Annotated in this window: 25 protein-coding genes and 1 pseudogene; 8 read left to right on the top strand and 18 right to left on the bottom strand. The window is 62.2% G+C overall.

All coding sequences use genetic code 11. The features are described from left to right. Nucleotide 1: 1 nt before the first annotated feature. Nucleotides 2-973, bottom strand: a complete 972-nt coding sequence (locus NKH30_RS30650; RefSeq protein ID WP_352473074.1) for an SDR family oxidoreductase — start codon at nt 971-973, stop codon at nt 2-4. A gap of 62 nt (nt 974-1,035) precedes the next feature. After that, complete coding sequence (locus NKH30_RS30645; RefSeq protein WP_352834207.1) at nt 1,036-2,133, bottom strand: FAD-dependent oxidoreductase; 1,098 nt, start codon at nt 2,131-2,133, stop codon at nt 1,036-1,038. A 535-nt stretch (nt 2,134-2,668) separates the two neighbouring features. On the opposite strand from NKH30_RS30645, the pseudogene NKH30_RS30640 reads away from it, so the two are divergent. Beyond that, nucleotides 2,669-3,118, top strand: a pseudogene (locus tag NKH30_RS30640) (cytochrome c3 family protein); the annotation flags it as partial. A gap of 59 nt (nt 3,119-3,177) precedes the next feature. Here the strand turns inward: NKH30_RS30640 and NKH30_RS30635 are convergent. The 3 genes from NKH30_RS30635 to NKH30_RS30625 form a co-directional block, all read right to left on the bottom strand. Beyond that, nucleotides 3,178-3,465 carry a hypothetical protein gene (locus tag NKH30_RS30635; protein WP_352449563.1) on the bottom strand — a complete coding sequence of 96 codons (288 nt, stop codon included), beginning with the start codon at nt 3,463-3,465 and terminating at the stop codon, nt 3,178-3,180. A gap of 467 nt (nt 3,466-3,932) precedes the next feature. Continuing rightward, entirely contained in the window at nt 3,933-5,333 is a 1,401-nt protein-coding gene (locus NKH30_RS30630) for a phospholipase D family protein (protein ID WP_352925963.1), read from the bottom strand. Nucleotides 5,334-5,396: 63 nt separating this feature from the next. After that, nucleotides 5,397-6,212 carry an endonuclease/exonuclease/phosphatase family protein gene (locus tag NKH30_RS30625; protein ID WP_302893445.1) on the bottom strand — a complete coding sequence of 272 codons (816 nt, stop codon included), beginning with the start codon at nt 6,210-6,212 and terminating at the stop codon, nt 5,397-5,399. Nucleotides 6,213-6,394: 182 nt separating this feature from the next. Here NKH30_RS30625 and NKH30_RS30620 point away from each other — a divergent pair, with 182 nt between their 5' ends. Next, entirely contained in the window at nt 6,395-6,805 is a 411-nt protein-coding gene (locus NKH30_RS30620) for a DUF427 domain-containing protein (RefSeq protein ID WP_352997830.1), read from the top strand. A gap of 31 nt (nt 6,806-6,836) precedes the next feature. Here NKH30_RS30620 and NKH30_RS30615 read toward each other — a convergent pair whose 3' ends face one another. The 4 genes from NKH30_RS30615 to ku form a co-directional block, all read right to left on the bottom strand. Further along, a complete protein-coding gene (locus tag NKH30_RS30615; RefSeq protein WP_352971531.1) occupies nt 6,837-7,253 on the bottom strand; it encodes an HD domain-containing protein in 417 nt (138 codons plus the stop codon). A gap of 128 nt (nt 7,254-7,381) precedes the next feature. Continuing rightward, the gene (locus NKH30_RS30610) at nt 7,382-7,753 is read right to left on the bottom strand and encodes an avidin/streptavidin family protein (RefSeq protein WP_352684395.1); all 372 of its coding nucleotides are present in this window, start codon (nt 7,751-7,753) and stop codon (nt 7,382-7,384) included. A 75-nt stretch (nt 7,754-7,828) separates the two neighbouring features. Next, nucleotides 7,829-9,172, bottom strand: a complete 1,344-nt coding sequence (locus NKH30_RS30605) for a PAS domain-containing HWE histidine kinase family protein (protein ID WP_352971707.1) — start codon at nt 9,170-9,172, stop codon at nt 7,829-7,831. A gap of 150 nt (nt 9,173-9,322) precedes the next feature. Further along, entirely contained in the window at nt 9,323-10,156 is an 834-nt protein-coding gene (gene ku, locus NKH30_RS30600; protein WP_352997828.1) for a non-homologous end joining protein Ku, read from the bottom strand. A gap of 119 nt (nt 10,157-10,275) precedes the next feature. Here ku and NKH30_RS30595 point away from each other — a divergent pair, with 119 nt between their 5' ends. Continuing rightward, nucleotides 10,276-10,740, top strand: coding sequence for an NUDIX hydrolase (locus NKH30_RS30595; RefSeq protein WP_352501155.1), 465 nt, complete (start codon nt 10,276-10,278; stop codon nt 10,738-10,740). A 54-nt stretch (nt 10,741-10,794) separates the two neighbouring features. Here the strand turns inward: NKH30_RS30595 and NKH30_RS30590 are convergent, their stop codons facing one another. Then, nucleotides 10,795-11,397 (bottom strand): alpha-ketoglutarate-dependent dioxygenase AlkB, encoded by a 603-nt coding sequence (locus NKH30_RS30590; protein ID WP_352997827.1) that lies wholly within the window; start codon nt 11,395-11,397, stop codon nt 10,795-10,797. 111 nt (nt 11,398-11,508) lie between these two features. On the opposite strand from NKH30_RS30590, the gene NKH30_RS30585 reads away from it, so the two are divergent. Beyond that, nucleotides 11,509-11,724 carry a KTSC domain-containing protein gene (locus tag NKH30_RS30585; protein WP_352473055.1) on the top strand — a complete coding sequence of 72 codons (216 nt, stop codon included), beginning with the start codon at nt 11,509-11,511 and terminating at the stop codon, nt 11,722-11,724. Nucleotides 11,725-11,740: 16 nt separating this feature from the next. Here the strand turns inward: NKH30_RS30585 and NKH30_RS30580 are convergent, their stop codons facing one another. Next, nucleotides 11,741-12,922, bottom strand: coding sequence for an acetate/propionate family kinase (locus tag NKH30_RS30580; RefSeq protein ID WP_352971523.1), 1,182 nt, complete (start codon nt 12,920-12,922; stop codon nt 11,741-11,743). Then, nucleotides 12,922-15,333 (bottom strand): phosphoketolase family protein, encoded by a 2,412-nt coding sequence (locus tag NKH30_RS30575; RefSeq protein ID WP_352539871.1) that lies wholly within the window; start codon nt 15,331-15,333, stop codon nt 12,922-12,924. Before NKH30_RS30575 ends, NKH30_RS30580 begins: the two co-directional genes overlap by 1 nt. Before the next feature lie 301 nt (nt 15,334-15,634). On the opposite strand from NKH30_RS30575, the gene NKH30_RS30570 reads away from it, so the two are divergent. Together NKH30_RS30570 and NKH30_RS30565 are read left to right on the top strand one after the other, a co-directional pair. Then, nucleotides 15,635-17,635 (top strand): protein-L-isoaspartate(D-aspartate) O-methyltransferase, encoded by a 2,001-nt coding sequence (locus NKH30_RS30570; RefSeq protein ID WP_352997825.1) that lies wholly within the window; start codon nt 15,635-15,637, stop codon nt 17,633-17,635. A gap of 48 nt (nt 17,636-17,683) precedes the next feature. Next, entirely contained in the window at nt 17,684-17,929 is a 246-nt protein-coding gene (locus NKH30_RS30565) for a hypothetical protein (protein WP_023720508.1), read from the top strand. Nucleotides 17,930-18,046: 117 nt separating this feature from the next. Here the strand turns inward: NKH30_RS30565 and NKH30_RS30560 are convergent, their stop codons facing one another. The 4 genes from NKH30_RS30560 to NKH30_RS30545 form a co-directional block, all read right to left on the bottom strand. After that, complete coding sequence (locus NKH30_RS30560; protein WP_352971518.1) at nt 18,047-18,538, bottom strand: DUF1772 domain-containing protein; 492 nt, start codon at nt 18,536-18,538, stop codon at nt 18,047-18,049. A 102-nt stretch (nt 18,539-18,640) separates the two neighbouring features. After that, nucleotides 18,641-20,179: a SpoVR family protein gene (locus NKH30_RS30555; RefSeq protein ID WP_352539875.1), complete on the bottom strand. Its 1,539-nt coding sequence runs from the start codon at nt 20,177-20,179 to the stop codon at nt 18,641-18,643. Beyond that, entirely contained in the window at nt 20,179-21,501 is a 1,323-nt protein-coding gene (locus NKH30_RS30550) for a YeaH/YhbH family protein (RefSeq protein ID WP_352539876.1), read from the bottom strand. The genes NKH30_RS30555 and NKH30_RS30550 overlap by 1 nt, the downstream gene beginning before the upstream one ends. A 19-nt stretch (nt 21,502-21,520) precedes the next feature. Then, nucleotides 21,521-23,470: a PrkA family serine protein kinase gene (locus NKH30_RS30545; RefSeq protein WP_352449545.1), complete on the bottom strand. Its 1,950-nt coding sequence runs from the start codon at nt 23,468-23,470 to the stop codon at nt 21,521-21,523. A 270-nt stretch (nt 23,471-23,740) separates the two neighbouring features. Here NKH30_RS30545 and NKH30_RS30540 point away from each other — a divergent pair, with 270 nt between their 5' ends. Beyond that, nucleotides 23,741-23,902, top strand: coding sequence for a hypothetical protein (locus NKH30_RS30540; RefSeq protein WP_292655465.1), 162 nt, complete (start codon nt 23,741-23,743; stop codon nt 23,900-23,902). A 16-nt stretch (nt 23,903-23,918) separates the two neighbouring features. On the opposite strand, the gene ocd is transcribed toward NKH30_RS30540, so the two are convergent. Together ocd and rocF are read right to left on the bottom strand one after the other, a co-directional pair. Further along, nucleotides 23,919-24,986 (bottom strand): ornithine cyclodeaminase, encoded by a 1,068-nt coding sequence (ocd, locus tag NKH30_RS30535; protein ID WP_352971512.1) that lies wholly within the window; start codon nt 24,984-24,986, stop codon nt 23,919-23,921. Nucleotides 24,987-24,989: 3 nt separating this feature from the next. Then, on the bottom strand, nt 24,990-25,910 hold the full coding sequence (gene rocF / locus NKH30_RS30530; protein ID WP_352473047.1) for an arginase: 921 nt from the start codon (nt 25,908-25,910) through the stop codon (nt 24,990-24,992). Nucleotides 25,911-26,039: 129 nt separating this feature from the next. On the opposite strand from rocF, the gene NKH30_RS30525 reads away from it, so the two are divergent. Further along, nucleotides 26,040-26,477, top strand: a complete 438-nt coding sequence (locus NKH30_RS30525) for an Lrp/AsnC family transcriptional regulator (RefSeq protein ID WP_352449541.1) — start codon at nt 26,040-26,042, stop codon at nt 26,475-26,477. The last annotated feature ends 168 nt before the right edge of the window (nt 26,478-26,645 follow it).

The raw sequence follows: 26,645 nt of genomic DNA, 5'->3' as shown, positions 1-26,645 counted from the left end.
GTCAATAGCCGCCCACGATCGGCAATATCTCGCCGGTGATGTAGCTCGAGCAGTGCGGCGAGGCGAGGAACACGTAGGCCGGCGCGATCTCCTCCGGCTGGGCCGGCCGTTTCATCGGCGTGTCAGCGCCAAATTTCGAAACATCGCCGGCTTCCTTGTCCGAGGGGTTGAGCGGCGTCCAAACCGGGCCTGGCGCCACGGCGTTGACCCTTATGCCCTTCTCGACAAGGTTGCCCGAGAGCGCGCGGGTGAAGGCATGAATGCCGCCCTTGGTCATGGAGTAATCGACCAGTTGCTTCGAGCCCTCGATGCCGGTCACTGAACCGGTATTGATGATCGCCGAACCGGGTTTCATGTGCGGCACGGCCTCCTGCGCCATGTGGAAATAGCCGTAGAGGTTGGTCTTCAGCGTCGTGTCGAAATGCTCCTCGGTCAGCTCGCTGAAATCGCTGGAGTGGATCTGGAAAGCGGCGTTGTTGACCAGCACGTCGATCCGCCCAAACTCCTGCACGATCTCAGCCACCGCGTTGTGGCAGTGGTTGCGTTCGCTGACGTCCGCCTTGATCAGGATGCAGCGCCGGCCTTCCGCTTCGACGGCCCTTTTGGTATCTCTGGCGTCCCTATCCTCCGAGAGATAGACGATCGCCACATCGGCGCCTTCACGCGCATAGAGCACGGCCACCGCACGGCCGATGCCTGAATCGCCGCCGGTAATGACGGCCACTTTGCCATCGAGCTTTTTCGATCCGATATAGTACGGCGCATCGTAAAGCGGCGCCGGCTCGATCGCCCATTCATGCCCCGGCTTCGGCTGGTGCTGCTCGGGGAAGGGCGGCTCGGGATATTTGCGGGCACCGGCCTGCATGGCGCCTTTTTGCCTGCCATTGGATTTGGACTTGTCCTTCTCGTCGATCCGGCGCTGGATGTGCCGTTGCTTGGCGGCCTCGCCGGCGACTTCCGATTTCATCTGCATGGTCATCTCCCTGGCTTGAAACCCAACAACGCATGTCCGGCGAAAAGGTTTATGCGACCACGTCATTCCTTGAGCCCGGCGACACGCTCCAGCAGCGGCCGTTGCAGCAGCGGCAGATGGCCGACGACGCTGAAGGCCGCGTTTCTGACGCCTTGCATGATGCCGTTGTCCGATTGGGCCACCGAGAGGATGCGCTCGCTGAGCGTGATCCACCGTTGCCCCACCGGGTGGCGTTCGCTTGTGTAGCCGGCAAGCGTGCCGTCGACGAAACGCCTGGCGAATGACGCGGCGTCCTCGATGCCGAGATTCATGCCGCGCGCCCCCAACGGCGAATGCACATGCGCGGCATCGCCTCCCAGGAAGACGCATGCGGTTTGATAGCGCGGCGCCTGTCGTACCGGAATATGGAAGCGGTCGGCCCGCAACAACCGCGTGATCCGGTAATTGCCGGGGATGCGCGCCAACGCATCCTCGCTGTTTGAAACCGCGCGATAGCGCTTCTCGCCGATCGGGATGATAAAACCGACGTCGCCGTTCCTGTGAAGAAATGCGTGGGCGGCCATCGGCTCATAGGGCCAATCGTCGATGTCGGCGTCGGCAATGCTCCATTGCCGCCGATGCGTGTAGCCATCGAAGCCGATGCCGATGGCATCACGCACCGTGCTTTGCGCACCGTCGGCTCCGAAGACAAGGTCGAAACTTGCCTCGTCACGGCCGTCTGGCGCCTCGATCCGCACCTCGACCCGGCCTTTGTGCTCGGCCATGCCGATAAATGTGCTTCGCCATTCGACGTCGACGCCGAATCCCTTGAGCGTGTCGGTCATCAGCGATTCGGTGTCGCGCTGCGGCAATGACAGCAGAAAATTATGGCGGTGCGGCAGGATCGAGAAATCGATCTCGCCGAGCGCTCGTCCTTCGAAGTAGAAACGGGCTCGGCGAATTTTCAATCCTTCGGCGAGCAACCGGCCAGCGACTTTGGACGGTTCAAGGATGTCGAGGCTGTGCGAACTGATGCCGACCGCCTTGGCGAGCGGCGTCGGGCCTTCCTTGCGGTCGATGATGCGAGGTGCAATGCCGCGCCTTGCCAGTTCGACTGCCGCCGTCAGCCCGGTAGGGCCGGCGCCGACGATCAGGATGGAAGCGTCCCGCGAAGCCGTCATCGTCCGGCGTCAGCTTTTTGGCAGTGCGTAGGCAATGATGTCGTCGCCGATCCTGGTCTCCATGAAATGGTGGCCGCCGGGTGCAAGGGTCGCCAGCCAGATCAGGACGTAAAGCCATACACCGGCGGTATTGCCGGCAAGCAGCAGGCTGCCGGCGGCCAGCAGGGCGATCCCGGCGGGCAGATAGTACCAGGATCCGCCCAGCGCGATCAGCTAGGCACCGCCCCCTCCGATCAGCAGGCCGAGGATCGTCAGCAGCGCGCCGACGAACATCGTCCACCAGAAGGCAACGCCGGACCGGCGGCGAATGGGATGGGAGTCGGGGATGGTCATGATGCTTATCCGGGTGAAACAGAACGTGACCTCATCCGAACGTATGGAGGGTTCGATGGTTTCCGGTCAGCCCGACCTGATGGGCCAGGGCGGGGTAACCATTCTGTGATCTCCGCTGCTCCAGCCGGAACTTACCCACGCAGCCGCAGTTAGGGGTTTTGGGGGGTGAATACGGTTTGCTGGATGCGAAATCGGCGAGGGAATGCCGCAGGTCTTTTCAAGGAGCGCCAACGGCATTTCACGTTTCGCTCTGTGGGGCGCGTGTTTCATGGCGATCTTTGCGGCTCTCGGCGGCACCGCCATCCTGCGTTCGGACTTCGTCACCGGCGTTGGCCGGCCGTTGGCGCAACCAGTGCCGTTCAGCCACAGGCACCATGTCGGCGAGCTTGGCATCGATTGCCGTTATTGCCATAGCGGCGTCGAGACTTCGTCATCGGCGGGTCTGCCGGCGACCGAGGTGTGCATGACCTGCCATTCGCAGCTTTTCACCAACGCGGACATGCTGGCGCCGATACGGGCAAGCCTTGCTTCCGGGCAGCCATTGCAGTGGCAGCGGGTGAACAGTGTCCCCGACTTCGTCTATTTCAATCATTCGATCCATATCGCTAAAGGCGTCGCCTGCGAGACGTGCCATGGCGAGGTCGATGACATGATCGGACAATAGGCCGAAGCGGCGCACCTCGTGATGCCTTGCCTGCGCTCGGACCGGCCTCATACGGCCCGCTTTTGCCCGGCCGCCAGCGTAGAAATCTTTTGGCCGTGGCCATTGAGTTGCCGGGCCTCGTCCTCGGCTGCGTCTTCAAGCTTGGCGACGAGCAGGTCCTTGAGGTCGCCGACCTCTTCCTCGATGTCTTCGATGGGTACGCCGGCATCGGCAGCCTCTTCCTTGCATTCCCTGGCGAGGATTTCCGCCTCCCTTTCAAGCTTGATCGGAGGCGGCGGCACATGAACGTTTTCGTGGATCCAGTCCTGCAAGAATTCTATCGCACTATCACTCATGGCGCTCACCTATAGCGGCAACCTGTAGTGCACATTAACGTACGTGCTGCAAAATGGATGCTTGGCAACGCCGGATTTCGAATAGCGATACTTGACGATAGCGTGATCGCAGTAGGGGATAGAGCTTCTGCAGCCAAATGGGATTATCGGCGTCGCGGAAATGCGGCTAGCCAGACAGTCGGAGCGGGATCATTCTGCCCTTAGGACGTATTGCGCCGCCGCGCCGGTGCTGCTCGATTAGGATCGCCTGACGGCCGAACAGCGTCATCCGCAGCAGCCGGTCGTGCCGGCCACTCGGCGGCGCGGTCGGCGCGCATTTTGCGTTTATGCGCCATCCAGAACGGCAAGAGCTCAGCAAGAAAACTGTATATCGTGGTCTTCATCGGCATGCTCCGGACACGGGTTACAACTCGTGATCCCCGAGTTCCGTTCCGACAAAGAGTTCCGTTCCGACAAATCCGTCGCTTCTATAATTGCGATTCGATCGGCAGGCACCCAACCAGCGCTGCAACGATGCGCCGATAGAGACTGGCCTCCGGTTCACGCGAATATTGCCGCATCTCGCCATCCGCCATGCCGAGCCACCGCAAGGCGCCTTTGTCCAGGACCAGCTGATAGCTCGTCTGCGGTGACCTTTCGTGCTCGAACAGCCGGCGCAACTCCATCACCAGATTGGTATCATGGAAAAGCACGCCCATTTCCGCATTCAACGACACCGAACGCGGATCGAAATTGAAGGAGCCGACAAACCCGAGCGTATCGTCGACCGTGAAGGCCTTGGTGTGGAGGCTGGCTCCCTTTGAACCGAAAACGGAGATGTTGGCCTGGCGGTCGAAGGGCTGCAATTCGAAAAGCTGGATACCTTTTTTAAGCAGCTTGCGGCGGCATTTGGCATAGGCGCCGTGCACGGCGGCGACGTCCGTCGCGGCGAGCGAGTTGGTCAGGATTGCAACCTCGGCGCCACGATCCACCAGCTTCGACAGGATGGCCAACCCGGTGCGGCTGGGGATGAAATAGGGCGAGACAATTTCGAGGCGCTGCCTGGTCGCCGCGATAGCGGGAAGCAGCTCTTTGGTCAGCCAGTTCCTGCGCCTTTTGCCGCGCACCTTTTCCGGCGGATCGGAAATGACGCGAACGTCTTTGGTCCAGCAGACGTCGCTGTGCGCTGCAACGAACTCCGTGATCGTGCGCCAGGCACTGAGGCTGTTCAAAAGCTGGCCGTCTGCTGTCGCATCGAGATTGTCGAGGAAATCGGCGCGCGAGACCACCGCAGCCGGGTTGAGCAGCTGGATCGGCTTTGCCGCCTCGCAATTCCAGAACGCCTCGAATATCTGCATCGTCTGCCCTACGGCAGGACCGAGAAGCAACAGGTCGAGATCGCGAAAATTCGTCTCCGCAGCGTCGAAATAGGCATCGCCGATATTTCTTCCGCCGACGATGGCCAAGCCCTCATCGGCGATCCAGGCCTTGTTGTGCATGCGGCGGGTCATCGCAAACAGCCGGGCGACCATCTCCAGCGTGCGAAAGATGCTGCCGTTCCTCATGCCGCTGGGGTTGAACAGCCTCAGCTCGATGTTCTTGTAGCTGTTGAGCGCCAGGTAAGCAGCGTCGCTGTTGCGCGGATTGATATCGTCCAGCAGCATGCGGACGCGGACACCGCGCTCCGCCGCCTTGACGACCTCCTGCATCAGCAGCCGGCCGCTATGGTCGTCGTGCCAGAGATAGTACATCAGGTCGAGGCTGCTTGTGGCACTGCGCGCAGCAAGGATTCGCGCGGCAAACGCGTCATAATTGTCGGCGATCAGCAGCAGCCCGCTATTGCCGGCAGCGATCTTGTCCCGGGCAAACCGCGAGATGGCTGTATCCATGAAGTGCACCGATAAACATCAGCGAAGCAAACCGTCTGAAATCTGACTAACAACCCTTCAGGTTCATTCTGGTTGCAGCCGCGGCTGCCGTATCGCGTCCAGGTTCAGCCGGGCCTTGATCGGCAGATGATCGGAAGCCCGCTGCGCCAGCGGCGTCTTGTGCACCTCGATGCTGGAAATCAGGTGCGGCGGCCTGGCCAGGATGCGGTCGAGCGCAAACAGCGGAAAGCGCGACGGAAAGCTCGGCAGAACCGCATCGATCGGACCGAAATGCGGCAGCAGGGCCAGCAGCGAAGACCTGTTGCGGACGCGCCATTCGTTGAGGTCGCCGAGCAGGATTGTTGGCCGCAGAACCGGGTGCGTGGCTTCGACCAGCGCGTTGGCCTGCTGCGAGCGCGACCGCCGCAGCAAGCCGAAATGTGCGGCTATGATCCGGAGGGAGACGCCCTTCAGTTCCAGGTCCGCGATAACCGCACCGCGCGGCTCGAGGCCGGGCAGCCGGATCTGGTTCACGCTTTCGACCACGCCGCGGCGTGCCAGGATCAGATTTCCGTGCCAGCCATGGCTGCGGCGGTTTTCCGGGACATGGGTGGGGACGAGGTCGCTGTCCCGCTCGAGCGCTGCGAGATCCAGCAAACCCTGCCTGCTTCCGGTTCTTTCGTCGGCCTCCTGCAAAGCAATGATGTCGGCGTCGAGTTCCTTAACCACGGCCGCGACCCGCTCCGGATCGAACCTGCCGTCGGTGCCGACGCATTTGTGCACGTTGTAGGATGCGACCGTGGTGCACGAAATTTCATTGCCGGGTGCCGTAAACCGCGGCACTTCCCTTCGCAGCGCAGCGCCAAGCGACCTTGGAAGGGTAGGCGATCGATCCAGCATGTTATCCATTTGCTGTTGAGTCGGTGAGTGGCGGCCATTGCGATTATGGCGCGTGCGGAGGTCTGAAACAACGACGACCTTGCAGAACCGTTCCACCATCCGGGCTCGGCGCGCCGGCGGTCTGGAACCCTGACGGGCAACAACACGTTTCGGAAAGGCAGCGCAGTCAACGGAGAAGTCGAATGCAGTCCTTAGCCGCAGATTCCGCCCCCCGCCCAGGCCCGCTCAGGATTGTCCCGTTCGATGGAACCGTGACCGTCCGGTTCTCCGATGCCATTATTGCGTCGAGCGAGCGGGCAAAGCTGCTCTATGAAGACGGCCATGATCCTGTTTTCTACGTACCCTTCGAGGACATCTATTTCGACCTCTTGGAGAAGACGAACACGACGAGCCACAGCCCGCTGAAGGGCACGGCAAGCTATTGGCGGGTTCATGCGGTCGGTTCGTCGGCAGAAGACTTCATGTGGGCCTACGAGACGCCCGACACCCCGGCATTGGCGATCGCCCGCCACGGTGCGTTCGATCCCGGCAGGGCGCGGATCGACGCCGATCCCGCGGAAGACAAGCGGCACACGCCGCACGTCACCGAGTAGACCTACATCGGCGACAGCCGCCAGCTGTCCGTCAACTCGCGAACTCTTCCCTGAGAATGCGCAGGCCGTCTTCGTATTTCGCTGTCGAGGCACCGATCTGCCGTGCCTGCCATAGATTGTCGGCGAGATCGGCGCGCTTGACCGGCAATGCCAGCGGGTTGGCCGCAGCCCTGCGAACGAACGCGGGATCGCCCTCGTTCGGCCGCCGCGTCATGGCAGCGACGGCCGATACGATGGATGGCCCGAACCCGGCCGCCTCAAGCCGGTCGCGGTTCCAGCCGTCGCCTTTTTCGATGACGTCGTGAAGATAGGCGATGGCTTTCTGGTCGAGCGTTTCGACGGCATCGACGACCCGGCGGCAATGTTCGATATAAGGCCGCCCTGTCTTGTCCGTCTGCCCGGCATGAGCCTGTTCGGCGATTTTCGCTGCGCGATAAAGCACGCTCATTGGGTCGACCCCGTAACGAACAGCGCATGTCCTGGCTAACGCGCCATCGTCAGCGCGAGTTCCGATGCACCGCGGGAACCCTGCTGCCTCACTTGCGAGCTGAATGCCGCGGCGGCGGGCCCGACACGTCAGGAGACGCGTTCAAAACTGTCGAGGCTGGTTCCAAAGGCGCGCCAGGCGGGGAGTTTCCTGGCTCGGGCCGGGGCACCTTCCTTTTCCGCCGACAAAGCAGCATCCGCAACGGTGTGCCACAGCATCTCCAGCTTCCCGTTCCTGCGGATGCCGGTATAGCTCACCGCCGCGGCTCCGACCCGCCCTTCGGCCGCGCAGGTGAATCCGATGACGTCTCCATGGCAGGCTCCGAACAGCGGCACGGTCATGCCGAAGAAGGCGCTGTCCTCTAGCGCCGTCCTGAAGGTTCCGCTGATCCGTCCGCCCTCTTCGGTGGTCAGTTCGACCACCGACCCGTACTGATTCCGCCAGGTGCCCAGCCAACTCATCGCTGCTCCTCCTGATTGCTACCAAAGGGATTGCGTTGCCACACGGCCGCCAAGCCGCGGCCGGTGTAGCGGCCTTCAATCAGCCGCGATGCCAGCCATCGACATCTGAACGAAGCGCAGCGGCGCTTCCAGCGTCCAGGTGATGCCGTGCCTGGCGAATTCCAGGCGGCCGGTGCCGCTGAGCGCCTGCGGCGTGACGCGTTTGAGCACAACCGTTCCGAAACCGCGTCGCGTGTTTTCATCCACCAATGGCCCGTCCAGTTCCCGCCAGACAAGGCGGAAGCCGTCGCTGCCATCGGCGGCTGGCGTCACGGTCCATTCGACTTCGACCCGTCCGTCATGGTGCGACAGCGCTCCGTGCTTTACCGAATTGGTGGCCAGCTCGTGAAAGGCAATGCCGAGATATTGCACGGCGTTCGGCTGCAGCATGATCATCGGCCCGCTCATCGACAGCCGGGCCTGTGTCGCGAAGGCCTTGGTCTGGGCATGGATCAATTCGCCGATGGTCGCGCCACGCCATTCCGCATCGACCAGGAGGTCGTGCGATTCCGAAAGCGCCATGATGCGTTCCCGGACCCGTGAAAGGAAGGCCTCTGGCGTACCCGCCAGCTTGCTGGTCTCGCGGATCATCGAGACGATCACCGAATACTGGTTTTTAACGCGATGGTTGACTTCGCGCATGAGTGTGCGGATGCGCCGTTCGCTTTCCTTGTGGGGGCTGATGTCGCGCGCGATCTTGGAGGCGCCGATGATACGCCCGATGCCGTCGCGTATCGGCGAGATGGTGAGCGAAACCGGAACCAAGGTGCCGTCCTTGCGCTGCCGAATAGTCTCGTATGAAGGAATCCGTTCGCCGGCGCGAATGCGGCTGATGATCATGGCTTCCTCATCCAGGTGGTCGGGCGGGATGAGGATCGTCACCGGGCGCCCGATCGCCTCGGCGGGCGTATAGCCGAACAGGCGTTGTGCCGCGTCGTTCCAGCTGGTGATAATGCCGTTCAGGTCTTTGGACACGATGGCGTCCATCGAGGATTCGACGATGGCGGCGAGCCTTATGCCGGCGTCGTCGGCCAGCGTCTGCACGCGCAGGTCGAGCAGGGTGTTGATGGCGCCGACAACCTCGCCGGCTTCATTGCGAAGCAGGACCGGATGCGCACTGAACGGGATGAGTTGGCCGTCCGGCCGCTCGGCGATCGCCCGGCCCCCACGAACGTCCCGCTCCTCCAGCAAGGCAACGGCCATCGGACATTCGTCATGCGCCATCGGTCGCCCATCAAGGTGGCGAAGCTTCCATGAACCGCACCAGCGGTCCTGGCCAAGCATCGGACGATGTCCCCAGAGATCGGCAGCGGCTTCGTTGAAGAAGGTGATGTAGCCTTGTTTGTCGGTAGTGTAGACGGCCACAGGCAACGCCTGCATCAGATCGGCGGAGGAAACTTGCGGGATTCCGCCAGTCCTTAGTTCAACGACGTCCACCAGTCCCCCGCTCCGCTTGGCTTGCCGACGGATTGCTACGTCATCTAAATGCGCGCGAGCGTTTTCGGTTCCGTTCGATCCGCTTTCGGACATTCAGGCTGATTTGCGTTTCGGGGCCGCTCTCGGCTTTTTGCTGGGAGCCTTGCCCCCTTCCTGCGCCAGGCTTTTGCGCAGAACATCGGCGAGATTGATGACGTTCGTCTTGGGCTCAGGTGCCGGCTTGGGCGGTTTCTTGCCCTTGCGCTTGGCCTCGATCATTGCAACCAGCGCCTTTTCATAAGTATCTTCGAACTTCGACGGGTCGAATTTGGCCGGCTTCTTGTCGATCAGCAGTTGCGCGATTTCCAGCATCTCGGGATCGACCTTGCGAGCCTTCAGCCCTTCGAACACCCCGTCCGCCGCGACCACTTCATTGTGGTTGCGTAGTTCCGTCATTACCATGCCCTTGCCAAGCGGCTGGATCAGCACCTCTCGGCCACGCTGGTACAGCACGACGCAGGAGCGGGCTGCCACTTTCTTCCTGGCCATGGCGTCCCGGATCACCGCGAAAGCCTCCGTGGAGGGCGCGTCGGCCGGAACCAGATAATAGGGTTTTTCGAGGTAGCGTGCGTCGATTTCGGCGGCGGGCACGAACTCGCCGATCTCGAGCGTATGCTGCGATACCATCTTCAGTTTCTTGATTTCGTCCGGCTCTATATGGATGAACTCGCCCTTTTCGACCTCATAGCCTTTTACCTGCTCCGCCGCCTCGACCGTGTCGCCGGTCTCCTCGTCGATATAAGCGCTCTTGACCGGGAGACCGTCCTTGCGGTTCAGGATCCTGAAATGCACTTTCTCGGCCTCGCTGACGGCGCCGATGATCTTGACGCCACAGGAAACCGATCCGACTTTCATAAAGCCCTTCCAGGCAGCTCGCGGCGTCGCCATGTCGATCACTCATTTGTCGAACGGACGGAACGGCTGCGAGCCGAAATCGTTCCGCCATGGCAGGCTGTTCCATATGCCGGCCCGGACGTTCGTTTCAGTTTCGTCAGGGGAATAGCGGGATGGCCCAACGCAGCGCAGGATTGCTCATCTTTCGCCGAAGGGAAGGACATCTCCAGGTCTTGCTGGTGCATCCGGGCGGACCATTCTGGGCGAAGAAGGACGACGGCGCATGGTCGATCCCGAAGGGCTTGGTCGACGAGAACGAGGACGACCTGGCGGCAGCAAAACGCGAGGCCGAAGAGGAGCTAGGCGTCGCCATCGATGGCGTTTTCGAACACCTTGGCAGCTACAGGCAGCCGGGCGGCAAGCTCGTCATCGCATGGTGCGTCGAGGCGGATTTCGACAGCGACGCCATCAACAGCAACACCTTCGTCATGGAATGGCCGCCAAGGTCCGGCTCGATGAAGGAATTTGCCGAAGTCGACAGAGCGGGCTGGTTCTCCCTGCCTGAAGCCAACCTCAAGATCCTGAAAGGCCAGCGCGCCATGCTGGCGGAGTTTGCCGGTCGGCATGGCGACGGATGAATTTGTTTCAGCCCAGTTCTTAAGGGCAGTGCTCGGGCTTGCTCCCGCTCTGCTTTAAGCGCGTTGCGGCCGCAGCGTGCGCAACGTGATCGAATAGCGGTGCTCGGCAACCGGCGGAATGCTGTGCTCCCATTCGTTGCGCGCAGCACCCGTCATCAGATAGGCCGATCTTGGATCGACGGTGACCGTCTTGCGGTCCCATCGCGTGCCGTTTTTCCGGCGCAGGCGGAAGCTGCAGGCGGCCAGCAGCGAAACGCCGGCGACCGCCTTGAAATGAGGCTTGTCGCGGTGCCAGCCGATACCGGCGCCCGGCCGGTACTCGTTGATCAGCACCTGCACGAAGGTTTCGGCGGGCAAGCGGGCAAAGGCTGCAACCTTTTCCCTGAGCGGCAGCAGAAAGCCGGGTATCGGCGGTGCCTCGACGACTTCGCCCCGGTCGTAATCATAACGCTGCCCAAAACCGACCACCCGCCGGTTTGCCAGATGGCCATAGAAGTCGAAGGGCTGAAAAGGCAGGGTTGCGAGCTGGCTCGCCAACGCTGCCTCCTCGTCCGGCGTGATCAGTTCGGGCTGGTAGCGGAATCCTTCCGGCAGGTCGTCGGCGGCGGCAAAGAGATCGCCCTGGCGGGCTGCAGCCGATGTCTTGAGCGGTGGCATCAACCGTATTTGGTGAAGCCGGCCCGTAGCGGCAAGGCTACTTCGGCAGGAAGGAACCTCGCTCTCCGTGCAGGGTTATTCACACGACGGCGTGGATTGGACCTGTTGAGAATGCCTTCAACTGCGATCAGAAGCATCGATTACCAGCCGGCGACGAGGGTACTCTCCGTATGGTTCGTCCCGAGCGGAAACCGCTATGATTACGAGGACGTGCCGCCGCAGGTCCACGCGGCATTCCGCAAAGCCTCGTCGAAGGGCCGGTTCTTCAACGCGCATATTCGCGACCGGTACAAATACCATCTGGTCGAGCAGAGCCATTCGAGCTGAGCCGAGGCCATCCGCCTCAGCCGGGCCCCTCCATCACCTTGCGCGTGTGGCGGGCGATCACACCTTCCTCGTCGGTCGCCACGACGCGGACTTCCACTTTGCTCTCCGCCTGGCTCATCAGCGCGGCATGAGAGCTGTTGGCGGCCTCGTCGATCGCCACGCCGAGCCAGTCAAGCCTGTCGCAAATCGCTTTACGGGCCGTGGCCGAGTGCTCGCCGATGCCGCCGGTGAACACCAGGCATTCCAGCCCGCCCAGCGTGTTGGCGAGGGCGGCAACTTCCCTGGCGGCGCGGAAGGCGAAAAGCTCCACCGCTTCGCGGGCCCGGCGGTCGTCGCTGGCCTCCAGCGTGCGCATGTCGCCGGAAATGCCGGACACGCCGAGCAGGCCGGATTCCTCGTAGAGCATGTCTTGCAGCGCCTCTCCGGAAACGCCTCTTTCCAGCAGCAGGTACAAAAGCACGCCCGGATCGATGGCGCCGCAGCGTGTGCCCATGACCAGGCCATCAAGCGCCGAAAAGCCCATCGTCGTATCGACGCTTCGCCCGTCGCGCATGGCGCACAGGCTCGCCCCGTTGCCGAGATGGGCGACGATGGTTCTTTTCGCCGCCAGATCGGGCGATATCTGCTTGAGCCGGCCGGCAACATATTCGTAGGAAAGCCCGTGAAAGCCGTAGCGGTGGATGCCGTCCGCCTCGTAGCGGCGCGGCAGCGCAAAACGGCTGACCAGAGGCTCGATGGTCCGATGGAAGGCCGTGTCGAAGCATCCGACCTGCGGCAGGTCGGGCCGCAGCGCGGCAAGCGCCCGGATTGGTGCGAGGCTGCGTGGCTGGTGCAATGGCGCAAGCGGGGTCAGCCTGTCGAGAGCCTCGATAACTGTCGGCGTCAGGCGGACAGGTTCGACGAACTCGCGTCCGCCATGGACGATGCGATGGCCGGCGGCGATCAACTTCCTTCCGCCAAGTTCGTTCTCGATCCACTGCAGCATCTGGCCGAGGCCCATGTCGCGTGATGCGTCCGCGGTAAGTGGCCGATCGCACTGCAGCTCCCCATCGGCGGCTTTCGCGGTCAGCCTTGGCGCATCGCCCAGATCCAGCGAACCGCGCGAGGCAAGATCCGGCTCGGCGGACGCTGCAAGGTCGTAAAGTCCGAACTTGATGCTGGACGAGCCGGCATTCAACGCAAGGATCGATCGTCGCATCAATCGCCGGCCCTCGTCGCGCCGTCCTGCGGCCAGGACCATTTCTGGATCTCGGGCATGTCCTCGCCATGTTCGCGGACATAGGCCGTATGCTCAGCCAATTTCCCATGCAGCGCCGCGGCAAGCTCCTTCGCCCGCTCGGCCAGCCCCGGCACGCGCGCGATCGCAGCGAGCGCCAGATGATAGCGGTCGAGCTGGTTGAGCACGACCATGTCGAACGGCGTCGTCGTCGTGCCTTCCTCGCGAAAGCCGTGCACATGCATGTTGTCGTGATTGGCGCGCCGGTAGGTCAGACGGTGAATGAGATAGGGGTAGCCGTGATAGGCGAAGATGACCGGCTTGGCCCTGGTGAACAGTGCGTCGAATCTGTCGTCGGCAAAGCCATGCGGATGCTCGGAATTCGACTGCAAGATCATCAGGTCGACGACATTGACGACGCGGATCTTCAGGTCCGGAATGCCCGAGCGCAGGATGTCGGCTGCGGCAAGCGCCTCCAGTGTCGGCACGTCGCCAGCGCAAGCCAGGACCACATCCGGTTCTTCGCCCTTGGCAACCGTCCCGGCCCATTCCCAGATGCCGGCGCCGGCCTGGCAGTGCGCTTCCGCGTCCTCGGCCGACAGCCATTGCGGCGCCGGCTGCTTGCCGGCGACGATGACGTTGATGCGGTTGTAGGTTTTCAGGCAATGGTCGGTGATCCACAGCAGCGTGTTGGCGTCGGGCGGGAAATAGAGCCTGACCGTGTCGGCCTTCTTGTTGGCGACGAAATCGGCAAAGCCCGGGTCCTGATGGCTGAAGCCGTTATGATCCTGCCGCCAGACATGCGAGGTCAGCAGGTAGTTGAGTGAGGCGATCGGCTTGCGCCAGGCAAGCTCGCCGGAGGTCTTCAGCCATTTGGCATGTTGGTTGACCATGGAATCGACGATGTGGACGAACGCCTCATAGCACGAGAACAGGCCATGGCGGCCGGTCAGCAGATAGCCCTCCAGCCAGCCTTGGCAAAGATGCTCGCTGAGCACTTCCATGACGCGACCGTCACGGGAAAGATGGACGTCGTAGGGCTCGATCCGCTCCATCCAGACCCGGTCCGTAACCTCGAACACGTCGTCGAGGCGGTTGGAGGACGTCTCGTCCGGTCCCATCAGCCGGAAATTCCTGGCATCGGCGTTCAAGCGGATCACGTCGCGAAGATAGCTTCCCACGGTCCGCGTCGCCTCTCCGACAGCGCCGCCGGGACGCTGTACGTCGAGCGCCAGGCCTCTCCACTCGGGCAGCACCAGGTCTTGTTTCAGCAGGCCGCCATTGGCGTAGGGGATTGCGCCCATTCGTCTTGGTCCTGTCGGCGCTAGCGCCGCGAGCTCCGCCAGGAGATGGCCGCCTTTGTCGAACAGTTTTTCCGGCTCGTAACTGCGCATCCAGTCTTCCAGGATCTGGCGGTGCGCCGCATCGCCGCGTGCATTCGACACCGGCACTTGGTGCGAACGCCAGAAATCCTCGACTCGTCTGCCGTCGACCTCTTTCGGCCCGGTCCAGCCCTTTGGGCTGCGCAGCACGATCATCGGCCACAGCGGCCGGTCTCCCTTCCAGCCCGCGGCTCGTGCCGGCTCCTGGATGGAGTGGACCCGGTCGAGCACCGTATCGAGCGTGCGGGCCATCTCGCGATGCATCGCGGCAGGTTCATGACCTTCGACAAAAAAGGTTTCGTAGCCATAGCCGAGGAACAGGCTGCGCAACGCCTCGTCTTCCATGCGGCCGAGGATCGTCGGGTTGGCGATCTTGTAGCCGTTGAGATGCAGGATCGGCAGGACGGCACCATCGGATGCCGGGTTCAGGAACTTGTTGGAATGCCAGGCCGCGGCGAGCGGGCCGGTCTCGGCTTCGCCGTCGCCGACGACGCAGGCAACGACAAGGTTCGGATTGTCGAAGGCGGCGCCGAAGGCATGGACCAGCGCATAGCCGAGTTCTCCGCCTTCGTGGATCGAGCCGGGCGTCTCCGGAGCGGCGTGGCTCGGCACTCCGCCGGGAAACGAGAACTGCCGGAACAGCTTTCGCAGGCCGTCTTCGTCCCCGCCGACCTCGGGATAGATTTCGCTGTAGGTGCCCTCGAGCCAGGTGTTCGCGACCATTGCCGGGCCGCCGTGACCCGGACCGCAGATGAACAGGACATCGAGACCACGTTCACGGATGATCCGGTTCAGATGCACATAGATGAAATTGAGGCCGGGCGTCGTGCCCCAATGGCCGAGCAGCCGCGGCTTGATGTGCTCGGGCCGCAAGGGCTCGCGCAAGAGCGGATTGTCGAGCAGATAGATCTGGCCAACCGAGATGTAGTTCGCGGCGCGCCAGTAGCGGTCCATCAGATCGATCTGGTCAAGGCCGGTCGTGTGCGCAGCGGTGCGGGCCTCGTCGTTCATGGAAATGCCTCCGGAATACCCTCGTCCGTCGTTATCTGGAGTGGCGTCGCGTCGGAGAAAGGATTTGCCTCGAAATAAGTTTGGGCGGCGCGGCCGGCGCCCGCTTGTCGATCCTGCAACGCGCCTCGCCAGACAAAAGCGGGTCGGTCTTTTGGGGAACCTCGGGGCTTGCCAACGGTTAGGAAGATGCACCGCATTGCTTGAATCCAAGGGGACCGCCGAGGCCCTGAGATATGAGCCGGCCGAAGTGCCGTTGAGCAGGTTGGGCGATTGCAGCGGAAGCCCTAGGAGGAGCAGAAAGATGCTCGATCTCTCCCATGCCCGCAACCAAATGGTCGATATCCACCTGAGCCGCCGTGGCATTCGCGACCGCAATGTCCTTCTAGCGATGCGCGAGGTCCCGCGCGAGGCTTTCGTCGAGCCTGGTTTCGAAGAATTCGCCTATGAGGACGGGCCGCTGCCGATCGCCGAAGGTCAGACGATATCGCAGCCCTATATCGTTGCACTCATGATCGAAATGGCGGAGATCGGAGCCGGTGACCACGTCCTCGAGGTCGGCACCGGATCAGGCTATGCGGCTGCCGTGATGAGCCGGATCGTCGAACGCGTCTACACGATCGAGCGCCACGCCGCGTTGGCTGAAACGGCAAGGCAGCGGTTCAAGAAGCTTGGCTACGACAATATCGAAGTCCGCACCGGCGACGGCACCAAGGGCTGGCCCGAGGCGGCACCCTTCGATGCGATCCTGGTTGCGGCCGCCGGACCCGGCGCACCTCTCGCTCTGCAGGAACAGCTCGACGTCGCCGGCCGGCTTGTCATCCCGGTCGGCGACGAATTCGACTCGCAGCGTCTGCTCAAGGTCACCCGGACCGGCGCAGCAACTTACACCGAGGAGGATTTCGGCGGCGTGCGGTTTGTTCCGCTGATCGGCGAGCAAGGCTGGGGCGAGCCAGGCAGCGACAGCCAGATAGCGGCCGAGCTTCCGCACCGGCATCAGCGCAGGAGCAGCCTGCCGCAGATGATCGCGGCCGCCGCCGAGCCGCTTCCGGATTTCGACGATCCGGCCTTCGGTGCGCTGTTCGACCGGTTTGCCGACCGCCGCGTCGTCTTGCTCGGCGAAGCCAGCCACGGCACGTCGGAGTTCTACCGCGCGCGCGCCGCGATCACTCGCAGGCTGATCGAGAAGCATGGCTTCACCATCGTCGCGGTCGAGGCCGACTGGCCCGATGCCGCGGCGATCGACCGTTACGTCCGCCATCGGCCGCCGCGGCCAGGCGCCGCGCCGCCCTTCCAGCGCTTTCCCACCTGGATGTGGCGCAACACCGACGTCGCGGCGTTCGTCGACTGGATGCGAGTGCGTAATGAGCGGATCAGCAAATCCTCCCGGCGGGCCGGATTCTATGGCCTGGACATCTACAATATGGGCGGATCGATTGCGGCGGTCCTGCAATATCTCGACCGGGTCGATCCGCAGGCGGCGAGGATCGCGCGCGAACGCTATGGCTGCCTGACGCCGTGGCAGAACGACCCGGCCACCTATGGCCGTGTCGCACTCACCTCCGGTTACCAGAAATGCGAGAAGGCCGTGCTCGAGCAATGCCGGGAATTGCTTTCCAGAGAGCTCGACTATGCGCAGCAGGACGGTATCGATTTCCTCGACGCCACCCAGAACGCCCGCCTGGTCGCCTCCGCCGAGCGCTATTACCGCACCATGTATTATGGCGGCGCGCAATCCTGGAACCTGCGCGACACCCACATGTTCGAAACGCTGGAGCACCTGCTGCAGGCCCGCGGCCCGAATGCCAAGGCGGTGGTGTGGGCACATAATTCCCATATCGGCGATGCCCGCTATACCGAAATGGGGATCGTCAGGGACGAACTGAATATCGGCCAGCTCTGCCGCCAGCGTTTTGGCGACGAGGTTGCCTTGATCGGGCTCAGTACGCATTCCGGGACGGTGGCCGCCGCCACCGACTGGGACGGCGACATGGAAGTGAAACCGGTTCGGCCCTCCCACAACGACAGCTATGAGCGGCTTTGCCACGACAGCGGCGTCTCGCCTTTCCTGCTCGACTTCGAGCGCGACGACACGCTGCGCGAACGGCTTCTGGAGCGCCGGCTGGAACGCTTTATCGGCGTCATCTACCGGCCCGAAACCGAGCTCCACAGCCATTATGCGGACGCCTCGCTCGCCCGCCAGTTCGATGCTTTCGTCTGGTTCGATGAAACCAGTGCCGTGACGCCGCTTGGGCCGGAACATGCGGGGACAGGCCTTCCCGAGACCTATCCTTTCGGGCTGTAGTGAATTTGGACCCTGGGAAAGCGGAAAATCAAAAGAAGGAGGTCACCGATGGCCGGAAAAAAGACTCATGAGCAGCAATTGCGCATCATCGAAGAGCGCGAGAACACCAAAAACGCCGGCAAGGATTTCGACGCGGAAGCGGATTTGAAAAAGACCAGGCAAGAGCGCGAGGCGTTCCGGCGCGGTGCCGAGCTCAGATCGGACCCGAAGGATATTGCCGATCCCGACGATCGCAACATCATCCGCGGCGAGCACCAGGAAAGCGCCCACAACAAGCATCGCGCCGACCGCTGAACGGCCGGATCGCTTGACGTTAAGACAATACGGCGCCGGCTCCGTTCCCTGATCTGACGGATGCAGCGTTCGTGGCCGCAAAATTGGCGGACGAGGGCGCCGTCTTGATCCCTGGGGCTACTCGGCAAAAAATGTCGCGGCGACAGCAATTGAGACGAGGCTCAGTATCGCCAGGCCTGCCCTGGCGACATGCGAAGCCTCCCAGACGTTGCGCAAATCTCTCCAGTCGCCGGTCTGCTTTCGAGATAACATTGAAAAGAACGTCGCGGCGGATTTCGGCAGGGCAGTGTCTTGCACCCAGAAATTATTGACGGGGTGCGTGACCAACCAATAGGTCGCGTGCTCCGCCAGCAACGAGACAAACGCCGCCAAGGTCCACCAGAATCGTGCGCTTGGATAGGGCGTCAGGTAAAGCAGGACGGCGAGTGCAATGATGCCGCCGATCTCGGCGAACCCGCCGATCGTGAAGCCGGGATAGTAGATCGCCTGCACTGATCTGTAGGTGGCCTCCTTGAGGCGCAACTTGCCGGGCAATTCCAGAGCGTGCGCGAGCGAGAGCGCCATCGAGACGGCGACCAGCAGAAGCGTGGCGATCGTCAATGCGCGCATGTTCCTGCTCCCGACCATGCCCTCGTGGTGCGCGCGTAGATAGGGTGGTTGGTGATCCGGTAAAGGCAACGACACCCGACTTCGCCGGCAAGTCCGGTTCGGTCATTCCCCGATCTGGCTGGTCGACCGTTCGTGGACTGTGGCGCCGGTCTGCGCGTCGACCGCGACCATGCTGACCTCGTAGCCCCAGAGCTTGCGGATATGCCGCAGTGTGGCGTCGCGGCTGCCGCCTTCCAGCACTATGCCGTCCTTGACCTTATGCTGCAGGCGCAGATGCCGGTCGCCGAGCAGGTCCACGTCCACCACCTGGATGTCCGGCCGGCTGGCGCCGATATCGTAGCTGTGGGCGAGTGCGGCGCGGATGCTCTCGTAGCCGCGCTCATTGTGTATCGAGGCGACTTCGTAGTGCGGATCGTTGGCCGCATCGGCAAGCACAAAGAACCGCCATTTCCGGATCAGGGTAGGGCTCAGATACTGGCGGATGAAGGACTCGTCGCGATGGTTGGCCCAGGCGTCCAGCAGGGTCTGGCGCCAGTCGCCATTGCCGGCGATATCGGGAAACCAGTCGCGGTCCTCGGCGGTCGGCGCGGTCGAGATGCGCTGGATGTCCTGCATCATGTCGAGGCCCAGCGCGTAAGGGTTGATACCGGAAAAGCGCGGATCGTCGAAGCCCGGCTGGAAGATCACGTTCGAATGGTTGCGCAGGATCTCCAGCATGGCACCTTCGCCGATCAGGCCGCGGTCGAACAAAAGGTTCATCAGCGTGTAATGCACGAAGGTGGCGCAGCCCTCGTTCATCACCTGCGTTTGGCGCTGCGGATAGAAATACTGCGCGATGACGCGGACAATCCGGATGACCTCACGCTGCCACGGTTCCAGGATCAGGCTGTTCTTCTCCAGGAAATAAAGCAGGTTTTCCTCGGGCAGCTTGAGCGATTTCTTGCGCTCCGCCATGATGTCCGTCTCGCGGGGCTTGGCGCCGTCCTTCGAAGGCGGCAGCGTGCGCCATAGGTCGTTGTAGGAACGCTCCTCGTATTCCAGGCGCTCGCGAACGCCCTCGCGCTGCTTTTCCGACGACAGCTTCGGCGGCCGGTGATATCTGAACACGCCCTGCTCCATCAGCGCATGTGCGGCATCGAGGATCTCTTCCACCGCATCGACGCCATGCCGCTCCTCGCAGCGGGCAATGTAGCCCTTGGCGAAGTCGAGATAGCTGAGGATGGCGCTGGCGTCCGTCCACTGCTGGAACAGATAATTGTTCTTGAAGAAATGGTTATGGCCGAGTGCCGCGTGGGCCGTCACCAGGGCCTGCAGGGCCATGGTGTTTTCTTCCATAAGATAGACGATGCAGGGATTGGAATTGATGACGAGTTCATAGGCAAGCCCCCGTCCGCCTTTGCGATACAGCAATTCCTGGTAGAGGTAGTGCTTGCCGAAGGACCAGTGCCGGTACATCAGCGGCATGCCGACCGAGGAATAGGCGTCGAGCATCTGTTCGGACGAGATTATCTCCATCTGTACCGGATAGACGTCGAGGTGGAGCTCTTCGGTGGCGATCGCCTCGATGGTCTCGTAGGCGCGCGACAGCGTCCTGAAATCCCAGTCGGAACCGGAAAACAACAACCCGGATTTGCTCGCCATCAGCCCCCTCTTTCACCGCTCTTTTGATAACCCGGCTGTCTGGCGAAGAGCTGGCGGAAAACCGGGTAGATGTCGGCCGCCGTGGCGATGCGGCTCATCTGGAAGTTCGACCACCTCAGCTTGACCGCACTGTAGGCACGCCACAGCGACGTGCCGTTGTCGGTGGCGCCGAAGATGTGGCTCTCGCGCTCGTCGAGGATCTCGACGTAGGCAAAATACTGGCAAAGCCGCATGATCTGTTCGTCGAGAAGGGTGATGCAGCGCTCCGAATCGGTGACGAAATTGTCGCCGTCCGAGGCCTGGGCGACATAGATGTTCCATTCGCGGCTGGGATAGCGCTGCTCGACGATGCGGTGCATCTCCTCGAGCGCCGTGGAAACCACCGTGCCGCCGCTCTGGGTGTTGTAGAAAAAGGTCTCCTCGTCCACCTCCTGCGCCTCGTGCGTGTGGCGGATGAAGACCACCTCGGTCCGGTCGTAGCGCCGTTTCAGGAACAGGTGCAGCAGCACGAAGAAGCGCTTGGCCAGATCCTTCTCGCGTTCGCCCATCGAGCCGGACACGTCCATCAGGCAGAACATCACCGCATTGGCATTCGGCACCGGCTGGGCGTCGAAGCGGTTGAAGCGGATGTCGACCGGGTCGACATAGGCGATTCGCTTGCGGCGGCGCTCCAGTCGCTCAAGCTCTTCCTGCAGCGCCACGATGCGCTGGCGCATCTCGGCGTTCTGCGGCTTCGCCTCCAGCGACGTGATCTCCTGCGCGATTGCGTCGAGTTCCTCCTGCTTGGGGCGCCGGAGTGCTATGCGGCGGCCATGGCTGTTGCGCATCGTGCGCCCGACATTGATGTTGGTCGGCGAGCCGGTCGCGGCGAAGCCGGCCCGGCGCGGCTTGAAAGCGAGGATCTCCTTGAGGTTGAGCTTGACCATATCAGGCAGTTCGAGGTCTTCGAAAAAGAGGTCGAGAACCTCTTCGCGCGACAGCACGAAACGGAAATCGTCCTCCGATTCGGTTCTTCCCGGGGCTGATCCCATGCCGCCGCCCTGGCCGGGCTTGGGCAGCCGGTCGCCTGGGGTGAAATGCTTGTTGCCGGGCAGGACGTGCTGGCGGCTGCCGCTGTTCCTGGCATCGTTGAAGCTCGGCTCGCCGGTACCCCGCGCTGGCATCGAAACGGCATGCTCGGCGTCCACGTCGGCGATCTTGCCGGCGCGGATCTGATCGCGGATGGTGCGCTTCAACTCTTCGCGCGCCCGCCGCAGGAAACGCTGCCGATTGCCGAGGCTTTTGTCCTTCGGGTTCAGTCGGCGATCAATGAAGATCGGCATATGTTACCCCGGGCTGGCTTCAACCCGCCTTGTTCACCCGCATGTACCAGTCCACCAGCCGGCGGACCTGGCGCTCGGTGTAGCCGCGCTGGATCATCCGCTGCACGAATTCGGTATGCCGCTTCTCCGTCACGCTGTCCTGCTTGGAGCCGAAGCTGATCACTGGCAGCAGGTCCTCGACCTGCCCGAACATCCGCTTCTCGATGACTTCGCGCAGCTTCTCATAGCTTGTCCATGACGGGTTGCGGCCATGGTTTCTGGCCCGCGCGCGCAGCGTGAACTTCACCACTTCGTTGCGGAAGTCCTTGGGATTGGCGATGCCGGCCGGCTTTTCGACCTGCGACAATTCGTTGTCCAAGACCTCGCGATTGAGGATCTGGCCGGTATCGGTATCCTTGTAGTCCTGATCCTCGATCCAGGCATCGGCGTAGGCGATATAGCGGTCGAACAGGTTCTGGCCGTATTCGCTGTAGGATTCCAGATAGGCCTTCTGGATCTCGTGGCCGATGAACTCGGCATAACGGGTGGCCAGCTCCGACTTTATGAAATCGAGATAGTCCGCCTCGGTCTCCTTCGGGAACTGCTCGCGCTTGATCGCCTCTTCAAGGATGTACATCAGATGCACCGGATCGGCCGCCACCTCTTCGGTGTCGTAATTGAAGGTCTGCGACAGGATCTTGAAGGCGAAGCGGGTGCTGACGCCGGTCATGCCTTCGTCGACGCCGGCGGCGTTTCGGTATTCCTGGACCGACTTCGCCTTGGGATCGGTTTCCTTGAGGTTCTCGCCGTCATAGACGCGCATCTTGGTATAGAGCGGCGAATTGTCGTGTTCGGCCAGGCGGGTCGAGACGGTGAACCGGCTGAGGATATCGAGCACTTCCGGAGCGCAGGGGCTGTTAGCCAATTCGCTTTCGCGCAACAGCTTCTCGTAGATCTGCCGCTCTTCGGTGACGCGCAGGCAATACGGCACCTTGACCACCAGGATGCGGTCGAGGAACGCCTCGTTGTTCTTGTTGTTCTTGAACTGCAGCCATTCCGATTCGTTGGAATGGGCAACGATGATGCCCTGATAGGGGAAAGCGCCGAAATTCTCGGTGCCGTTGTAGCTGCCTTCCTGGGTGGCGGTCAGCAGCGGATGCAGCACCTTGATCGGCGCCTTGAACATCTCGACGAATTCGAGCAGCCCTTGCGTCGTCCGGTTCAGCCCGCCGCTATAGGAGTAGGCGTCCGGATCGGACTGGCTGAAGTTTTCCAGCTGCCTGATGTCGACCTTGCCGACCAGGGCCGAAACGTCCTGGTTGTTCTCGTCGCCCGGCTCGGTCTTGGCAATGCCGATCTGGCGCAGCCTGGACGGCATCAGCTTGACGACGCTGAATTTGGAGATGTCGCCGGACAATTCGTCGAGGCGCTTGGCCGCCCAGGGCGAGATCAGGCCGTTCAGCCGCCGTCGGGCGATGCCGTATTTGTCCTCCAAAAGGTCGCCCATGCGGTCGGGGTCGAACAGCCCGAGCGGCGATTCGAAGACCGGGCTGACCTGGCCGCCGACCTTCAGCGTATAGATCGGACGCTGCTCCATCAGCCTTTTCAGCTGCTCCGCAAGCGAGGACTTGCCGCCGCCGACCGGGCCAAGCAGATAGAGGATCTGCTTGCGTTCCTCGAGCCCTTGCGAGGCATAGCGGAAATAACCGGCGATACGCTCGATCGTATCCTCCATGCCGTAAAAGTCGGCGAAGGTTGGATAGATCTTGATCGTCCGGTTCGAAAAAATACGGCCGAGCCGCTCGTCCTTGCTGGTATCGACAAAGGTCGGCTCGCCGATCGCCTCGACCATCCGCTCGGGTGCCGAGGCGTACATCGACTTGTCCTCGCGGCAGGCAAGCAGATATTGCTGGAGGCTTATCTCCTCCTGAGCCGCATTCTTGTAAACCTCGGAAAACAGATCGAAGACGTCGGATTGATTCTCACGCATGGTATTCCTAGCCCCGGAGCCGGTGTGGCTGCACGTTTGTCTCTTGAACAACCAAATGTCAGAAAGCCCTTGTGGTTCCCTTCACTTCGCAGAGAGTGCATGTGATCGAAGGATAAGAGTCTAGATAAGGACATCCTGAGTGCAGACAAGGCGTGCAACGTCCTGACCGAGGCATAAAATCCTGAATTGCACCGCGCCCCGCTGACGACTCCCAACAAGACGGAGGAACGGTTCGGGTCCTTCCCGGTTGTGAGGGAAAGGAGACGGTCGATGTCTGGGAATAGTTTGTGGTTGCTCGTTGTTGCAGGCGGTCCACTGCTGCTGGCAATCCTGATCGCCTACGCCCTGCTCACGCAGCGCCGTCGCGGCCCGGCGGAGCGCAGGGAAAGCGAGCGCGCCACCGAGCGCCTGTATCAGGAAAAGAAGGACTGACCGACAGGATCGCAGCTCAGCTGCCGGCGGCCGCCAGCCCGGTCGCTTTTTCGGCGCGCAGCAGCATGCCAAACAGGTCACGCGGCTCATCGGGATCGGCCAGAAGGTCTAGTTCCTCGTAAAGGCCGGTCCGCTGAAGCTGATCGCGAACGTAACGCAACGCGGAAAAATCCTCGATCGCAAAGCCGACGGAATCAAACAATGTGATCTGTCGGGCGTCCGTCCGGCCTGCTGCCTTTCCTGTCATCACCTGCCACAATTCGGTGACCGGATGATCCGCATCGAGCTGCTGGCTCTCGCCTTCGATGCGCGTCTGCGGCGGGTATTCGACGAAAATATCCGAGCGCAGCAGAATGTCGCGATGCAGCTCGGTCTTGCCCGGGCAATCGCCGCCTACTGCATTGATGTGCACGCCGGATCCCACCATGTTGTCGGTCAGGATTGTTGCCGACCGCTTGTCGGCGGTAACCGTGGTGATGATCTCTGCACCCTCAACGGCCTCCTGCGCCGACGCGCAGAGCTTGATGTCGAAGCCCAGGCCGGCAAGGTTCTTCATGCATTTGGTCGAGGCCGCCGGGTCGATATCGTAGAGACGCAGCCTGTCGACGCCAAGCAGCGCCTTGAAGGCAATGGCCTGGAATTCCGATTGCGCGCCATTGCCGATGATCGCCATGCAACTGGCGGCCTCTGGAGCGAGGTATTTCGCCGCGACGGCCGAGCTTGCGGCGGTTCTGAGCGCCGTCAGGATGGTCATTTCCGAAAGCAGCATCGGATAGCCGTTGCCGACATCGGCAAGCACGCCGAAAGCGGTCACGGTCTGGCGGCCGTCACGCGTGTTCTTCGGATGCCCGTTGACGTATTTGAAGCCGTAAAGCTGCCCGTCGCTGGTCGGCATCAGCTCGATGACGCCGTCAATGCTGTGCGAGGCGACGCGCGGCGTCTTGTCGAACAGCTCCCAGCGCCTGAAATCCTCTTCGATATAGGCGGCAAGCTCGACCAGAAAGCGCTCGATGCCGATGGCAAGCACCAGCTTCATCATGCGGTCGACGCTGACGAACGGGACGATGTTCAAATTGACGGTCATGGCTCAGAACCCCCTCGTCGGGCGGTCCATGATCCGCCGGCCCATCAGGCTTGCGGTCAGGTCAACCAAAAGCGTGGCGGTGCGGCCGCGCTCGTCAAGAAATGGGTTGAGCTCGACCAGGTCGAGACTGGTGACGAGGCCGCTGTCATGCAGCATTTCCATCGCCAGATGCGCCTCGCGGAAGGTGGCGCCGCCGGGAACGGTGGTGCCCACCGCCGGGGCGATCGACGGGTCGAGAAAATCGACGTCGAGGCTGACATGGAGCATGCCATTGGCGGCGCTCACCCGTTCGAGAAAGGCGCGAAGCAGTTGCGCTATGCCGTGCTCGTCGATCGAACGCATGTCGTGGACCGTCACGCCGGCTCTGCGCAATGCATCCCGTTCCGCCAGGTCCACGCTGCGGATCCCCAGCGCGCATATGCAAGCCGGCTCCACCTGTGCTGCAAGCCGGGGGAAATAGCCCTCGAAGCCGGGCTGCCCGCTGGCATAGGCCAGCGGCACGCCATGCAGATTGCCGCTGGTCGTCGTGTCGAGCGTATGAAAATCGGGGTGGGCGTCGAGCCACAGCACGAAGAGCGGCCGACCGGCATTCGCCGCGCGGCGGGCTATGCCGGCGAGCGTGCCGGCCGAAATGCTGTGGTCGCCGCCGAGAAAGATCGGCATCGCATCGGCGCTTGCGGCATAGGCAGTTTCGCTGATCGCTGCCGTCCAGGCGGCGATTTCCGGCAGCGCCTTCACCGCCGCGTTGCCGTGTACGACAGGGCGCATATCGGCAGGGACAATCGTTCCGAGGTCGGTCAGCGTATGGCCAAGCTCGGTCAGCGCGCCGGCCAGACCTGCCGTGCGAAGCGCGCTCGGCCCCATCTCGCAGCCCATGCGGCCTGAGCCGGCCTGGATCGGCGCCCCAACGATCGTGCAATGCATTTGTCATACCCCGCCAATTACGATGGCTTTATTGAAGCCGGCATCGCTGGCAGAATGAACATGTCAAATTGGCAAATTTGTCGAAGTGCCTTACCATAGCGGCAGCATCTACTTCCGTTGTGAGCAAACATGGACCGTCTCGATGAGCAGATCATCACCTCTTTGCGGCACGACGCCCGGCGCAGCATTTCCGACCTTGCCGTTAGCCTGGGTGTCTCCCGGGCAACGGTAAGGTCCCGGATCGAGCGACTTGAAAGAGACGGCGTTATCGTCGGCTACACCGTCATTCTACGCGCCGACGCGGTCGATCAGCGGGTGCGTGGCATCATGATGATCGAGATCGAGGGCCATGCCGCCGATCGCGTCATCCGGGCGCTGGGCGGCTTCTCCGAGGTCTCGACCATCCACACCACCAATGGCCGGTGGGACCTGGTGATAGAACTCGGAACCCAGACGCTGAGCGAGTTCGATGCGGTGCTGAGACGTATCCGGCTGATTCCCGGAATTACCGGCAGCGAAACAAGCCTGCTCCTGGCAACGCCGCGCACCACCAAGGCGCGGCTGTGATCTTCGCCCTTGACCTCCAGCGGCAATGAAATCCCAAGCCAGGGAACCTTCAATTGCCGCCGCGGTTAGAGTATCCGTGTTGGTCAAGGGAGAGATGGTGTCCAGGTCCGATTGTCCCTGAGTAGTGCGTTTGCGAGGATGATGAGCTTTCGCATGATGGCTGTGATG

Source organism: Mesorhizobium sp. M1273 (assembly GCF_040318195.1).
GTDB lineage: Bacteria > Pseudomonadota > Alphaproteobacteria > Rhizobiales > Rhizobiaceae > Mesorhizobium.
This window is presented reverse-complemented; position numbering and strand designations above follow the sequence as displayed.

Bases quoted from the DNA above. Each gene is read 5' to 3' on its own strand.
- NKH30_RS30650 (WP_352473074.1), bottom strand. From the start codon at position 973: ATGCAGATGAAATCGGAAGTCGCCGGCGAGGCCGCCAAGCAACGGCAC.
- NKH30_RS30645 (WP_352834207.1), bottom strand. From the start codon at position 2,133: ATGACGGCTTCGCGGGACGCTTCCATCCTGATCGTCGGCGCCGGCCCT.
- NKH30_RS30635 (WP_352449563.1), bottom strand. From the start codon at position 3,465: ATGAGTGATAGTGCGATAGAATTCTTGCAGGACTGGATCCACGAAAAC.
- NKH30_RS30630 (WP_352925963.1), bottom strand. From the start codon at position 5,333: ATGGATACAGCCATCTCGCGGTTTGCCCGGGACAAGATCGCTGCCGGC.
- NKH30_RS30625 (WP_302893445.1), bottom strand. From the start codon at position 6,212: ATGCTGGATCGATCGCCTACCCTTCCAAGGTCGCTTGGCGCTGCGCTG.
- NKH30_RS30620 (WP_352997830.1), top strand. From the start codon at position 6,395: ATGCAGTCCTTAGCCGCAGATTCCGCCCCCCGCCCAGGCCCGCTCAGG.
- NKH30_RS30615 (WP_352971531.1), bottom strand. From the start codon at position 7,253: ATGAGCGTGCTTTATCGCGCAGCGAAAATCGCCGAACAGGCTCATGCC.
- NKH30_RS30610 (WP_352684395.1), bottom strand. From the start codon at position 7,753: ATGAGTTGGCTGGGCACCTGGCGGAATCAGTACGGGTCGGTGGTCGAA.
- NKH30_RS30605 (WP_352971707.1), bottom strand. From the start codon at position 9,172: ATGCAGGCGTTGCCTGTGGCCGTCTACACTACCGACAAACAAGGCTAC.
- ku (WP_352997828.1), bottom strand. From the start codon at position 10,156: ATGGCGACGCCGCGAGCTGCCTGGAAGGGCTTTATGAAAGTCGGATCG.
- NKH30_RS30595 (WP_352501155.1), top strand. From the start codon at position 10,276: ATGGCCCAACGCAGCGCAGGATTGCTCATCTTTCGCCGAAGGGAAGGA.
- NKH30_RS30590 (WP_352997827.1), bottom strand. From the start codon at position 11,397: ATGCCACCGCTCAAGACATCGGCTGCAGCCCGCCAGGGCGATCTCTTT.
- NKH30_RS30585 (WP_352473055.1), top strand. From the start codon at position 11,509: ATGCCTTCAACTGCGATCAGAAGCATCGATTACCAGCCGGCGACGAGG.
- NKH30_RS30580 (WP_352971523.1), bottom strand. From the start codon at position 12,922: ATGCGACGATCGATCCTTGCGTTGAATGCCGGCTCGTCCAGCATCAAG.
- NKH30_RS30575 (WP_352539871.1), bottom strand. From the start codon at position 15,333: ATGAACGACGAGGCCCGCACCGCTGCGCACACGACCGGCCTTGACCAG.
- NKH30_RS30570 (WP_352997825.1), top strand. From the start codon at position 15,635: ATGCTCGATCTCTCCCATGCCCGCAACCAAATGGTCGATATCCACCTG.
- NKH30_RS30565 (WP_023720508.1), top strand. From the start codon at position 17,684: ATGGCCGGAAAAAAGACTCATGAGCAGCAATTGCGCATCATCGAAGAG.
- NKH30_RS30560 (WP_352971518.1), bottom strand. From the start codon at position 18,538: ATGCGCGCATTGACGATCGCCACGCTTCTGCTGGTCGCCGTCTCGATG.
- NKH30_RS30555 (WP_352539875.1), bottom strand. From the start codon at position 20,179: ATGGCGAGCAAATCCGGGTTGTTGTTTTCCGGTTCCGACTGGGATTTC.
- NKH30_RS30550 (WP_352539876.1), bottom strand. From the start codon at position 21,501: ATGCCGATCTTCATTGATCGCCGACTGAACCCGAAGGACAAAAGCCTC.
- NKH30_RS30545 (WP_352449545.1), bottom strand. From the start codon at position 23,470: ATGCGTGAGAATCAATCCGACGTCTTCGATCTGTTTTCCGAGGTTTAC.
- NKH30_RS30540 (WP_292655465.1), top strand. From the start codon at position 23,741: ATGTCTGGGAATAGTTTGTGGTTGCTCGTTGTTGCAGGCGGTCCACTG.
- ocd (WP_352971512.1), bottom strand. From the start codon at position 24,986: ATGACCGTCAATTTGAACATCGTCCCGTTCGTCAGCGTCGACCGCATG.
- rocF (WP_352473047.1), bottom strand. From the start codon at position 25,910: ATGCATTGCACGATCGTTGGGGCGCCGATCCAGGCCGGCTCAGGCCGC.
- NKH30_RS30525 (WP_352449541.1), top strand. From the start codon at position 26,040: ATGGACCGTCTCGATGAGCAGATCATCACCTCTTTGCGGCACGACGCC.